Raw genomic sequence first — 12,990 nt, 5'->3', positions numbered from 1 at the left:
GATGACAAACGACTCAATGCACGCTCGCATTTTCTACGGCTGGTTCGTGGTCGCGGCCGCGTTCGCCGTTACGTTCGTAGGATTTGGAAGCGCTTATACGTTCGGCGCTTTCGTCCCTTCTCTGCAGACCGAATTCTCCGCCTCGCGGGGCTCGGTTTCCTTGGTGTTCTCGCTCGCAGGTTTTCTGTATTTCGGCCTGGGCGTTCTGAGCGGACCGCTCTCGGATCGCTGGGGTTCTCGCGCATTGACGGTCGCCGGAATGACTCTGGTGGGGCTCGGCCTGGCTTTGGCCGGTATGGCCCGCAGCCTGACTGAAGTGTATATCGCCTATGCGCTTGGGGTGGGGCTCGGTGTAGGGCTCTCTTACGTGCCTGTGCTGAGCACCATACAGCGGTGGTTCGTTCGCCGCCGCGGCTTCGCATCGGGAGTGGCGGTCAGCGGGATTGGCGTGGGCACGCTGGTGATGCCGCCATTTTCGGCCCTGCTGGTCGAATCCATCGGGTGGCGCGACGCCTACTTCGTGCTCGGCGGGCTCGCGGTGGTCATTGGCGCCGGAATGGCGCTGCTGATCGTCAACAACCCCAGGGATCGGGGTGTTGCCCCTGACGGCGCCCCCATACAGGCCGGCGCACAATTCGAAACACCAAAAGGCTTCGCTGTAGCCACGGCCGTCAAGTCACCACGTTTCATCGGGCTTTATGTTGCGTGCTTGCTTTGTTCATTCGGCGTCTTCGTCCCGTTCGCCCACGTCGTACCCTATGCGGTGGATCTCGGCGTCGCGCCCGCGCAGGCCGTCTATCTTCTGGCCATGATAGGGTTTGGAAGCACTGCTGGACGGTTTTTGCTCGGCGGGTTTGCCGACCGATACGGCCGGCGCTTTTCCCTTCTGGTCATGTTCGCCGGGATGGCATTCGCCATGATGATCTGGCTGATCGCGACCGAGTTCTGGTCGTTATTCATTTTCGCTCTGGCGTATGGCGTCTTCTATGGTGGCTGGGTTGCTGTTCTCCCAGCGCTCGTCATGGACTATTTCGGCGAAGCCAAGGTCGGCAGCCTCATCGGTATTCTGTACACCAGCGTAGCGTTCGGCACGTTGGTAGGCCCCAGCGCGGCGGGATATGTCTTCGATCTGAACCAAAGCTACACGACGCCGATCCTGGCGAGTGTCTGCGCGAACCTCGTCGCCATGCTAATCGCAGCGGGTAGCTCCAGAGTATCTTTGCAGCCATCAGCAACGTCTGATCTGGCTGAGCCCAGCGCGACGCCAAAGACGGCTATGACTTCGCCGGGCCTTCAGCCTCGCGGCAAAGGGTGAAATTCGGCAGCACAAATGATTGCTTCGCGCCAGTTTCTGCCTGTGAGGACTGGCAGCGTTGGGTCGCCTTCAAGCCGTCTAGAACAGGCGGTCATTGGCCGGGAATGGCGGTTCGTTAGCCGATGAATAGCGTGATGGAGCTCGATGCGTAGGTAAGCGAATCGCTTCGCTAAGGACGCCGTAGCCGACACAGGATCGTCGGCAGCGCCTTACTCCGCTGGCTCATCGGCTTGCCGCGGTTCTGGAACGCCTTCTACAGTGATTATTCATCTCTGCGCAGAAGCCTGCTCCCATGCTCACCGACGCCCTCTCCCGCTTCCCTCGCCTTGAATTGATTCCCGCCGCCACACCGCTCGAACATCTATCGCGTCTGTCACGTCACCTGGGTCGGGATATCTGGATCAAGCGCGACGACCTCACCCCTCTCGCCCTTGGTGGCAACAAGGCACGTAAGCTCGAATACCTCGGCGCCGATGCCCTGGCCCAGGGCGCCGAGGTTCTGGTCACTGCTGGCGCCATCCAATCCAACCATGTACGCCAGACCGCGGCGCTGGCGGCCAGGCTCGGCCTAGGCTGCCTGGCGCTGCTGGAGAATCCGCTGGGTACTGCCGAGGGCAATTACCTGAGCAACGGCAACCGCCTGCTGCTCGACCTGTTCAGCTGCGAGATCGAAGCTGTCGCCAATCTGGACGCCGCCGACGAGCTGCTAGAGACCGCCGCCGAGCGCCTGCGCACCGCCGGACGTAAACCCTACGTGGTGCCCATCGGCGGCTCCAACGCGCTCGGCGCTATGGGTTATGTGCGTGCTGGCCTGGAGCTGGCCGAACAGATGCACAGCACTGGCGAGGATTTCGCCGCAGTACTGCTCGCCTCCGGCAGCGCCGGAACCCACAGTGGCCTGGCCTTGGCGCTGGAATACACACGACCAGGCAGCCGGGTGATCGGTGTCACCGTATCGCGCCCGGATGCGACCCAGCGTCCCAAGGTCCAAGGCCTGCTGCAACGCACCGCCGAGCTGCTCGATGTTGATGTACCGAAGGGGTTGCAGGTCGAACTGTGGGATCAGTACTTCGCCCCGCGCTATGGCGAGCCGAATGCCGGTACCCTAGCCGCAATCCGCCTGCTCGCCGAGCAGGAAGGCCTGTTGCTCGACCCGGTGTACACCGGCAAAGCTTTCGCCGGCCTGCTCGACGGCATTGCCCGAGGTGCCTTTCCCGGCCGGGGTCCGCTGCTGTTCCTGCATACCGGCGGTGCTCCGGCGCTATTCGCCTATCATCCATGGGTACTGTGAGCGCGTATCAGAAACTCCACACAGTTGGGTGGTGATGATGATTCTAGTTATTCATGGAATATCTCCGCCCTTAGAGTTGTACGACTTTCCCCCGCCCATCTAGAGGCCTGCCATGAAATTCACTACTCTGCGTCGTCGTTTCCTGCTGGGCAGCCTGAGCCTGCTACTTGGTTCCAGCCTTTTCACTCCGGTGTTCGCCGCCGATCTGCTGGATGAGGTCAAGGCCAACGTCACCCTCAAGGTCGGTATCGAAGGTACCTACCCTCCCTTCAACTATCAGGACGAAACCGGGCAGCTGACCGGTTTCGAGGTCGACTTCGCCAACGCCCTGGCCAAGCAGCTGGGGGTCAAGGCCGAGTTTCAGCCGACCAAGTGGGACGGTATCCTCGCCGCCTTGGAATCGGGCCGCCTGGATGTGGTGATCAACCAGGTGACCATCTCGGAGGAACGCAAACAGAAGTACGACTTCTCCACGCCTTACACCGTCTCGGGCATCCAGGCACTGACCCGCAAGGCCGATGCCGACAGCATAAAGACCCCGGCCGACCTGGCTGATAGAAAGGTCGGTGTTGGCCTGGGCACCAACTACGAGCAGTGGCTGAAAGAGAACGTGCCGCAAGCCGACATCCGCACCTACGACGATGACCCGACCAAGTTCCAGGATCTCAACGTCGGCCGCATCGACGTGATCCTGGTCGACCGCCTGGCCGCCTTCGAGATGGTAGAGAAAACCGGCGATCGCCTGGCCGTCGCCGGTGACGCCTTCTCCCGCCAGGAGTCCGGCATTGCCCTGCGCAAGGGCAATCCGCAACTGCTCGCCGCCATTAACGCGGCCATCGCCAGGCTGCGCGCCGACGGCACCTTGCAACAGCTATCCGAAAGGTGGTTCAAGACTGACGTCACGCAATGATCGACGATAGCCTGCAGCTGGTGCTGGACTCGCTGCCCTTCCTACTGAAGGGCGCGTGGTGGACCGTGGTGCTGAGCCTGGGCGGAATGTTCTTCGGCCTGCTGCTGGGCTTCGGCCTGGCCCTGCTGCGATTGTACGGTTACTGGCCGCTGCAGTGGCTGGCTCGGATCTACGTGTCGTTCTTCCGTGGCACGCCGCTGTTGGTGCAGCTGTTCATGATCTATTACGGCATGCCGCAACTGGGCATCCAGCTCGATCCACTGCCAGCCGCGCTGATCGGATTCTCGCTGAACATGGCGGCCTATACTGCCGAGATTCTGCGCGCCGCCATCGCCTCCATCGACCGTGGCCAGTGGGAAGCGGCCGCCAGTATCGGCATGAGCCGCGCACAGACTCTGTATCGGGCCATCCTGCCGCAGGCCGCACGCACCGCCCTGCCGCCTCTGGGCAACAGCTTCATCTCGCTGGTCAAAGACACCGCCCTGGCCGCCACCATCCAGGTGCCGGAACTGTTCCGCCAGGCGCAGCTGATCACCGCTCGCACTTTCGAGATTTTCACCATGTACCTGGCCGCCGCGCTGATCTACTGGTTGCTGGCCAGCGTGCTGGCGTACTTCCAGGGTCGCCTGGAAGACCGGGTCAACCGCCACGAGCAGGACGCCTGATGATTTCCGTGCGCAACCTGAAAAAGTCTTTTAACGGCCAGGACGTGCTCAAGGGCATCGACCTCGACATTGCTCCCGGCGAAGTGCTGGCGATCATCGGCCCCAGCGGTTCGGGTAAGACCACCCTGCTGCGCTGCCTCAATCTGCTGGAGCAACCCAACGGCGGGCAGATAAGCGTCGGTGCGATCCGCATCGACGCCGATAAACCGCTCAAGGCGCAGCAAGGGCTTATCCGTCAGCTGCGCCAGCACGTCGGGTTCGTGTTCCAGAACTTCAACCTGTTCCCCCATCGCACCGCCCTTGAAAATGTCATCGAAGGCCCGGTGCAAGTGAAGAAGGAGTCTCGCACCCAGGCCCTCGAACGCGGCCGAGCATTGCTGGCCAAGGTCGGTCTGGGCGGCAAAGAAGACGCTTATCCCAAGCGTCTCTCCGGCGGCCAGCAACAGCGCGTGGCGATTGCCCGCGCGCTGGCCATGCAGCCGGATGTGATCCTGTTCGACGAACCGACCTCGGCGCTCGATCCGGAATTGGTCGGCGAAGTGCTCGCCACTATCCGCGGCCTGGCGGAGGAAAAGCGCACCATGATCATTGTCACCCACGAGATGGGCTTCGCCCGCGACGTCGCCGACAGGGCGATATTCATTGATGACGGGGTGATTGTCGAACAAGGCGACGCCAGGCAATTGCTTAGCGCGCCGCAGCAGGAACGCACACGACAGTTCCTCAGTAAGTTCATCGGCGATCAGCAAGTGCACTAAAACGCCCGACCGCCGTCCATGAGTGTGAAGCGCCCATAAAAAAATCCAGTCACCGTTAAGCAACTGGATTTTTTAGGTTTTTTGGTCGGGACGGAGTGATTCGAACACTCGACCCCTTGCACCCCATGCAAGTGCGCTACCAGGCTGCGCTACGCCCCGACGATGTATTCAGCTCTGCTGAAAACGGATCGAACTATACATTAAGCGACTGAATATGTGAAAGTTTTTTGCACAGCGGCGACTAATTCTTCAACACCTGCAGGACATCCTCAAGCTCGGTAATCATCTGTCTGATCAATTGCTTGTATTGCGTGGTGTCATCACGGGCCTCTTCGCCGGACATCCGCTGCCGAGCCCCGCCGATAGTGAAGCCTTGCTCGTACAACAGCGACCTGATCTGTCGGATCATCAGCACGTCTTGCCGCTGGTAATAGCGCCGATTACCGCGACGCTTAACAGGGTTCAGTTGTGGAAACTCCTGCTCCCAATATCGCAGCACGTGCGGCTTGACCGCGCATAGCTCGCTCACCTCACCAATAGTGAAATAGCGTTTGCCGGGTATCGTTGGCAGTTCGTCGTTATGACTTGGTTCCAGCATACGCTTCGACTCTGGCTTTTAGTTTTTGGCCTGGCCGGAATGTCACGACACGACGCGCCGTAATCGGGATTTCCTCACCGGTCTTCGGGTTGCGCCCCGGGCGCTGTCGCTTGTCGCGCAGGTCGAAGTTGCCGAAACCGGACAACTTCACCTGTTCGTTATGCTCGAGCGCTTGGCGAATCTCCTCGAAAAACAGCTCGACCAGCTCCTTGGCCTCGCGCTTATTCAAGCCTAGCTCTTCATATAGACGTTCGGCCATTTCAGCTTTCGTCAGAGCCCCCATACGCTATTTCCTTAACGTGGCGTTGAACCTTTCTTCCAGGGAGGTAAGGATTTGCTGCATCGCACCACTTACCTCGTCGTCGTTTAGAGTGCGCGAAGGGTGTTGCCAGGTCAAGCCGACTGCCATACTTTTGCTAAGCGGATCAATACCTTTACCCTGATAGACATCAAATAGCTTGAGGTCTTTCAGGTTCTCACCGGCAGCATCTCGGATGCATCGCAGCACAGCGTCAGCCGACACCTCGTGCGCCACCAGGATAGCCAAGTCGCGCCGCACCTCAGGGAAGCGGGACAGCTCGCTGAAGCGTGGCAGTCGCCCTTCGCTGATCTCGGCAACCAGCAACTCGAAAAGATAGATCGGTTGATCGATGCCCAGCGTGGCGGCCAGTTCGGGATGAAGGCTCCCGATGTAGCCGACCAGGCGCCCTTCCCGCTCGATTCGCGCGGTCTGCCCAGGATGTAGAGCAGGATGCTCACCGGCGAAAAAGCTATACGCTACGGCATCGCCGGCATATCCAAGCAAGGCTTCAACGTCGGCCTTGATGTCATAGAAGTCAGCCGCTGCTCTTTCGTTGCTCCAGGCTTCTGGCAGGCGACTTCCCGTGATGACGCCGGCCAACATGGGCTCCTGCTTCAGTTCACCCAGTTGGCCCACGAAGCGCAGACCGCTTTCGAACAGACGCACGCGTGTTTGCTGACGATTAAGGTTGTACTGCAACGCCTTGACCAATCCTGGCCAGAGCGTCGCGCGCATCGCCGCCATATCCGAGGAAATCGGATTGGCCAGCTGCAGCGGTTCAACGCCAGGGCTGAACAGCTCGAATAACTTAGGATCGATGAAGCTGTAAGTAATCGCCTCCTGGTAACCACGAGCCACCAGCAACCGACGCAAAGCCGGCAATTCGGCGCGAGACTCGGGCTTAGCCTCCGGCGCCAAGCGCGCCTGCGGATAACGCACCGGCAAGCGATCGTAACCATAGAGACGCCCCAACTCTTCGATGAGATCAACCTCGAGGCTGATATCGAACCGATGACTGGGAACGCTGACTTCCCAGACTCCAGCGCCCTGCTCGACTACACCCAGGCCCAGGGCAGAAAGCAGCGAGACAACCTGATCGTCGGCCATGCTCAATCCGAGCATCTGCTCGATGCGCCCCTTACGTAGCGAGATCGGCGCAACGGCTGGAAGATCGGCGTTGCTGGTAGCATCGATCACAGGGCCTGCATTGCCTCCGACAATATCCAGCAGCAGCGCAGTGGCACGCTCCATGGCTCGATGGGTCAGCTGGAAATCCACGCCACGCTCATAACGATGCGATGCATCGGTGTGCAAACCATAGGAGCGCGCCTTGCCGGCGAGCGCGATGGTGTCGAAGAAGGCGCTTTCCAAGAACAGATCCTGGGTAGAAGCGTTGACACCGCTGTGCTCACCGCCCATCACACCCGCGATAGCGAGGGCACGCTGATGGTCGGCAATCACCAGCGTATCGGTACGCAGGGTCACCTCCTGGCCGTCGAGCAAGACGAGCTTCTCCTGCTCCTCTGCCATCCGAACCTTGATCCCGCCATTGATCTCGGCAAGATCGAAGGCGTGCAGCGGCTGCCCCAGCTCGAGCATCACATAGTTGGTTACGTCCACCACAGCATCGATGCTGCGGATATCGGAACGACGTAGCCGCTCGATCATCCACAGCGGTGTGGGTCGCGACAGATCAACATTGCGGATCACGCGCCCGAGGTAGCGTGGACAGGCTTTCGGCGCAAACACCTCGACGGGGCGCACCTCATCATGACTCGCGGCAACCGAAGCGATATCGACTGAAGCGACCGTCGCGCCATAGATCGCACCTACCTCACGTGCTAGACCAGCAATAGAAAGGCAATCGCCGCGATTCGGCGTCAGACCGATCTCGATGCTCGCATCGTCCAGCCCAAGATAGGCTCGCAAATCACCGCCAACCGGAGCATCGCTCGCCAACTCCATCAGCCCGCTGTCATCAGTGCCAATCTGCAGCTCGGTTTCAGAACAGAGCATGCCGTTGGATTCGACGCCACGAAGCTTCGCTTTCTTGATCTTGAAATCGCCCGGCAGCTTGGCGCCGATCATGGCGAAGGGAATCTTCAGGCCTTGCCGTGCGTTTGGCGCACCACAGACCACCTGAAACGTCTCGCTGCCGTTGCTGACCTGACAGACGCGCAACTTGTCTGCATCAGGATGCTGTTCGGCGCTCAGCACCTCGCCCACAACTACACCATTGAACTCGCCGGCGACCGGAGCCACCGCGTCCACTTCGAGGCCCACCATCGATAGACGCGCCACCAGCTCCTCGCGGGAAACTTGTGGATTGACCCAGGTGCGCAACCACTGTTCGCTGAATTTCATCCTGCTCTCCTAAGAATTCTTTGACTGGACATGCCCTAGCGAAATTGCGCCAGGAACCTCAGGTCGTTATCGAAGAACAGGCGTAAGTCGTTGACGCCATAACGCAGCATGGCGAGCCGTTCAGCTCCCATACCGAAAGCGAAGCCTTGATATTTTTCTGGATCGATACCAGACATGCGCAATACGTTCGGATGCACCATGCCGCAGCCCATCACCTCGAGCCAGCCGGTCTGCTTGCACACGCGACAGCCCTTCCCGCTGCACATGACACATTGCATGTCCACTTCGGCCGATGGCTCGGTGAATGGGAAGAACGACGGGCGGAATCGAACACCTAGCGGTTTTTCGAAGAACACGCGCAAGAACTGCTCGATCGTTCCCTTCAGGTCGGCGAAGCTGATGCCCTCGTCGATCAGCAGACCTTCGACCTGATGAAACATTGGCGAGTGGGTGATATCCGAATCACAGCGGTAGACCCGGCCAGGGCAGACGATGCGGATGGGCGGCTGCTGCGACTCCATGGTACGCACCTGAACTGGCGAGGTATGGGTGCGCAACAGCATGTTGGCGTTGAAATAGAATGTGTCGTGCATCGCCCGAGCGGGATGATGCCCCGGAATATTGAGCGCTTCGAAGTTGTGGTAGTCATCTTCGACTTCCGGCCCTTCGGCGACACGATAGCCAATGTGGCTAAAGAACTGCTCGATCCGCTCCAGCGTACGGGTCACCGGATGCAGACCACCGGAGGCCTCCCCTCTGCCTGGCAGGGTTACATCGATTCGCTCCGCAGCCAGTCTGGCACTAAGCGCAGCCTGCTCAAGATCGGCCTTTCGGGCATTCAGTTCATCTTGAACCCGACTCTTCGCTGCATTGATCAGCGCACCCGCCTTCGGACGCTCCTCAGCGGATAGCTTGCCCAAGGTCTGCATGACCTGGGTCAACTCGCCTTTCTTACCAAGGTACTGAACCCGGATCTGCTCCAGGGCGGTGATGTCTTGACTATGTTGCACCGCCTCAAGCGCTTGCGAGACCAGTGCATCCAGGTTTTCCATGTACAACCTCCAGAGGTTCTTGCAGAACCGCACCAGGCGATCAGCGCATTGGCTTTGGCCAGGTGCATTTTTGCAAATGCCCCTTCAGATACGAAATAGGGGAAGAGCACAAGGCTCTTCCCCTATCGGTGACGCTACGAATCCGAAGATTCGATTGTCGATGGGCTTAGGCCAGAGAAGCTTTGGCTTTTTCGACAATCGCAGCGAAAGCTGCTTTTTCGTTTACTGCCAACTCGGCCAGAACCTTACGGTCGATCTCGATGGCTGCTTTTTTCAGGCCAGCGATGAAACGGCTGTAGGACAGACCATTTACACGAGCACCGGCGTTGATACGAGCGATCCAAAGAGCGCGGAACTGACGCTTCCGCTGACGACGGTCACGGTAGGCATACTGGCCAGCCTTGATCACCGCCTGCTTGGCAACACGGAACACGCGCGAACGAGCGCCGTAATAGCCTTTAGCGAGTTTCAGAATTTTCTTGTGACGGCGACGAGCGACGACGCCACGCTTAACACGAGCCATGAGTTATTCCTCTGAGTCTTGACCGAATTAACGAACGCGCAGCATGCGCTCTACTTTTGCGTTATCAGACGGGTGCATCAGAGATGTACCACGTAGCTGACGCTTACGCTTGGTAGACATTTTGGTCAGGATGTGGCTCTTGAAAGCGTGCTTGTGCTTGTAGCCATTCGCCGTCTTTTTGAAGCGCTTCGCAGCGCCACTTTTAGTCTTCATCTTTGGCATGTTCGGTACTCCACAGTGTGGGTGATTTCAAATAACCGCAAGGCCTGCCAGTGCCCTGGTGGTTACTTTTTCTTCTTGGGAGCGATGACCATGATCAGCTGGCGTCCTTCCATCTTTGGATGCTGTTCGACCGAACCGTATTCAGCCAGGTCACCTTCGACCCGCTTCAACAACTCCATCCCCAGCTCCTGATGGGCCATCTCACGACCGCGGAATCTCAACGAAACCTTGGCCCTGTCCCCGTCACTCAGGAAACGTACCAGGTTGCGTAGCTTGACCTGGTAGTCGCCCTCTTCCGTCCCTGGACGAAACTTTACTTCTTTAACCTGGATCTGCTTCTGGTTCTTCTTCGCTGCAGCGACCTGCTTCTTCTTTTCGAACAGGTGCTTGCCGTAATCCATGATCCGGCATACAGGAGGAACCGCATCGGCGGAAATTTCCACCAGATCCAACTTGGCTTCTTCAGCTATACGAAGCGCTTCATCAATCGAGACGATGCCAACCTGCTCGCCATCAGCACCAATCAAACGGACCTCACGAGCCGAGATATTCTCGTTGATCGGGGCCTTGGGTGCAGCTCGTTTATCCTGTCTCATTTCACGCTTAATAGTCATTACTCCAATTCTTGGCGACCACGCCGGGAAACCGCTTGTGTCAGCAACTGCGCGAAGTCGTCCAGGGGCATGGAGCCCAGATCGACGCCTTCACGGGTGCGCACAGCAACGGCTCGTGTCTCTACTTCCCTGTCTCCGATAACCAAGAGATAGGGAACCTTGAGCAAGGTATGCTCGCGGATTTTAAAGCCGATCTTTTCGTTTCTCAAGTCGGACTTGGCACGGAAGCCGCTTTGGTTGAGTGTTTTCTCCACTTCCTGGGCGAAATCAGCCTGTTTATCGGTGATATTCATCACCACCGCTTGAGTCGGCGCCAACCAAGCCGGGAAAGCACCTTCGTAGTGTTCGATAAGAATACCGATGAAACGCTCGAACGAGCCAAGGATGGCGCGGTGCAACATAACCGGATGCTGACGATCGTTGTTCTCGCTGACGTATTCAGCTCCCAAGCGAATCGGAAGATTGAAGTCAAGCTGAAGCGTGCCGCACTGCCATACGCGACCCAGGCAGTCCTTCAGCGAGAATTCTATCTTCGGACCGTAGAAGGCGCCTTCACCAGGCTGCAAATCGTAAGGTAGTCCCGCACTATCCAGCGCGGCGGCCAGGGCCGCCTCGGCACGACCCCACAACTCATCGGAACCGACTCGCTTCTCAGGTCGAGTCGACAGCTTCAGCTCAATGTTATCGAAGCCGAAATCTGCATAAACCGCCTGGGTCAGCTTGATGAACGCCGCTGACTCGGACTGCATCTGCTCTTCGGTACAGAAGATATGCGCATCGTCCTGCGTGAAACCGCGCACTCGCATGATGCCGTGCAGCGCACCCGACGGCTCGTTGCGATGGCAGGCACCGAACTCGGCGAGACGCAACGGCAGCTCGCGATAGCTTTTCAAACCCTGGTTGTACACTTGCACGTGGCAAGGGCAGTTCATCGGCTTGATCGCATAATCGCGACTTTCCGATTCCGTAGTGAACATATTCTCAGCGTAATTCGCCCAGTGACCGGACTTCTCCCACAGGCTGCGATCGACGACCTGCGGGGTCCGAATTTCCTGGTAGCCGTTCTCACGCTGTATCACGCGCATGTACTGCTCAAGCACCTGATACAGGGTCCAGCCATTCGGGTGCCAGAACACCATACCAGGTGCTTCTTCCTGCGTATGAAAAAGATCCAAGCGCTTACCGATCTTGCGGTGATCACGCTTTTCAGCTTCTTCGATGCGCTGAATGTAGGCTGCGAGCTGCTTCTTGTCCGCCCAAGCAGTGCCATACACACGCTGTAGCTGCTCGTTCTTCGCATCGCCGCGCCAGTAAGCGCCGGACAACTTGGTCAACTTGAACGATTTGAGAAAGCGTGTATTGGGCACATGTGGACCACGACACATGTCGACGTATTCTTCGTGATAATACAGCCCCATCGCCTGCTCGTCAGGCATATCCTCGACCAGACGCAGCTTGTAATCCTCACCACGCGACTGGAACAGCTCAATGACTTCAGCCCGCGGTGTCACCTTCTTGATCACGTCGTATTCGGTGTCGATCAGCTGCTTCATGCGCTGCTCGATTGCAGCCATATCGTCCGGCGTGAACGGCCGCTCGAAGGCGATATCGTAGTAGAAACCTTCGGCGATCACCGGCCCGATGACCATCTTCGCGGACGGGTAGAGCTGCTTGACCGCATGCCCAACCAGGTGCGCACAGGAGTGACGAATGATCTCCAGCCCCTCTTCATCCTTCGGCGTGATGATCTGCAGGCTCGCGTCGCTTTCGATCAGATCACAGGCATCGACCAGTCGCCCATCGACCTTACCAGCAAGGGTAGCCTTCGCCAGGCCTGCGCCGATTGACTGAGCAACCTCAGCGACTGAAACGGAATGATCGAATGAACGCTGACTGCCGTCAGGAAGAGTAATGATGGGCATGGCGCCTCCTCTCCTAGTGGTGACCCGCACCAAAGGCCACATGGGTTGGGATGAGCCAGGAAAGCGATCCATCGAATGACCTGCCGCACAGTGGCAGGAGCCCAAAGGCTATCGAGATGGACCGAAGTCACTGGAAATATGGAGCACGGATGCTTTCAGAAAGCCGCCGCACTGACAAGCAAGGCATAAAAAAAGGGTCGCTGGCGCGACCCTTTTTCGGAATTGGTAGGCACAATTGGATTCGAACCAACGACCCCCACCATGTCAAGGTGGTGCTCTAACCAACTGAGCTATGTGCCTCCGATGGACGCGCATTGTAGAGATACGCCTGAGAGAGTCAAGCGCTTTTTTTGCTAAGCCACTGATATTCGTAATTTTTGGATGAGAGAACGCCCTAGGCGTCGCTATAGCATCGTAGGGGCTTGTCGAGATAGCATCTCGTCAAATATTCGGAA

General features: G+C 58.4%; 13 protein-coding genes and 2 tRNA genes. 5 read left to right on the top strand and 10 right to left on the bottom strand.

Annotated features, from left to right (window positions below; translation table 11 throughout):
* Position 1 precedes the first annotated feature (1 nt).
* From DQ405_RS14260 to tcyN, 5 genes are all read left to right on the top strand, one after another.
* Positions 2-1,315, top strand: coding sequence for an MFS transporter (locus DQ405_RS14260; RefSeq protein ID WP_168424825.1), 1,314 nt, complete (start codon positions 2-4; stop codon positions 1,313-1,315).
* Between the two features lie 292 nt (positions 1,316-1,607).
* A complete protein-coding gene (locus tag DQ405_RS14255; RefSeq protein WP_168424824.1) occupies positions 1,608-2,606 on the top strand; it encodes a D-cysteine desulfhydrase in 999 nt (332 codons plus the stop codon).
* Between the two features lie 112 nt (positions 2,607-2,718).
* Positions 2,719-3,516, top strand: a complete 798-nt coding sequence (gene tcyJ / locus DQ405_RS14250) for a cystine ABC transporter substrate-binding protein (RefSeq protein WP_168424823.1) — start codon at positions 2,719-2,721, stop codon at positions 3,514-3,516.
* Positions 3,513-4,181: a cystine ABC transporter permease gene (tcyL, locus tag DQ405_RS14245; protein ID WP_045161837.1), complete on the top strand. Its 669-nt coding sequence runs from the start codon at positions 3,513-3,515 to the stop codon at positions 4,179-4,181. The genes tcyJ and tcyL overlap by 4 nt, the downstream gene beginning before the upstream one ends.
* Complete coding sequence (tcyN, locus tag DQ405_RS14240; protein WP_168424822.1) at positions 4,181-4,939, top strand: L-cystine ABC transporter ATP-binding protein TcyN; 759 nt, start codon at positions 4,181-4,183, stop codon at positions 4,937-4,939. The genes tcyL and tcyN overlap by 1 nt, the downstream gene beginning before the upstream one ends.
* 82 nt (positions 4,940-5,021) lie before the next feature.
* Here tcyN and DQ405_RS14235 read toward each other — a convergent pair.
* The 10 genes from DQ405_RS14235 to DQ405_RS14190 form a co-directional block, all read right to left on the bottom strand.
* Positions 5,022-5,098 (bottom strand) — tRNA-Pro (locus DQ405_RS14235).
* A gap of 82 nt (positions 5,099-5,180) precedes the next feature.
* On the bottom strand, positions 5,181-5,537 hold the full coding sequence (locus DQ405_RS14230; protein ID WP_019339390.1) for a MerR family transcriptional regulator: 357 nt from the start codon (positions 5,535-5,537) through the stop codon (positions 5,181-5,183).
* Positions 5,518-5,820 carry an integration host factor subunit alpha gene (ihfA, locus tag DQ405_RS14225; protein WP_003282572.1) on the bottom strand — a complete coding sequence of 101 codons (303 nt, stop codon included), beginning with the start codon at positions 5,818-5,820 and terminating at the stop codon, positions 5,518-5,520. The genes DQ405_RS14230 and ihfA overlap by 20 nt, the downstream gene beginning before the upstream one ends.
* Before the next feature lie 3 nt (positions 5,821-5,823).
* Positions 5,824-8,202: a phenylalanine--tRNA ligase subunit beta gene (pheT, locus tag DQ405_RS14220; protein WP_168424821.1), complete on the bottom strand. Its 2,379-nt coding sequence runs from the start codon at positions 8,200-8,202 to the stop codon at positions 5,824-5,826.
* Positions 8,203-8,237: 35 nt separating this feature from the next.
* Complete coding sequence (gene pheS, locus DQ405_RS14215) at positions 8,238-9,254, bottom strand: phenylalanine--tRNA ligase subunit alpha (RefSeq protein ID WP_168424820.1); 1,017 nt, start codon at positions 9,252-9,254, stop codon at positions 8,238-8,240.
* Between the two features lie 166 nt (positions 9,255-9,420).
* Positions 9,421-9,777 (bottom strand): 50S ribosomal protein L20, encoded by a 357-nt coding sequence (gene rplT, locus DQ405_RS14210; protein ID WP_019339387.1) that lies wholly within the window; start codon positions 9,775-9,777, stop codon positions 9,421-9,423.
* Between the two features lie 27 nt (positions 9,778-9,804).
* Positions 9,805-9,999, bottom strand: coding sequence for a 50S ribosomal protein L35 (gene rpmI / locus DQ405_RS14205; RefSeq protein WP_019339386.1), 195 nt, complete (start codon positions 9,997-9,999; stop codon positions 9,805-9,807).
* Between the two features lie 62 nt (positions 10,000-10,061).
* Positions 10,062-10,613, bottom strand: a complete 552-nt coding sequence (gene infC, locus DQ405_RS14200) for a translation initiation factor IF-3 (RefSeq protein ID WP_019339385.1) — start codon at positions 10,611-10,613, stop codon at positions 10,062-10,064.
* Complete coding sequence (gene thrS / locus DQ405_RS14195; protein WP_168424819.1) at positions 10,613-12,535, bottom strand: threonine--tRNA ligase; 1,923 nt, start codon at positions 12,533-12,535, stop codon at positions 10,613-10,615. Before thrS ends, infC begins: the two co-directional genes overlap by 1 nt.
* Before the next feature lie 223 nt (positions 12,536-12,758).
* Positions 12,759-12,835: transfer RNA gene (locus tag DQ405_RS14190), tRNA-Val, on the bottom strand.
* Between the last annotated feature and the right edge of the window lie 155 nt (positions 12,836-12,990).

It is taken from the genome of Pseudomonas sp. SST3 (assembly GCF_003325755.1).
The sequence above is the reverse complement of the archived record's forward strand: the minus strand, read 5'-3'. Positions and strand labels throughout refer to the sequence as shown.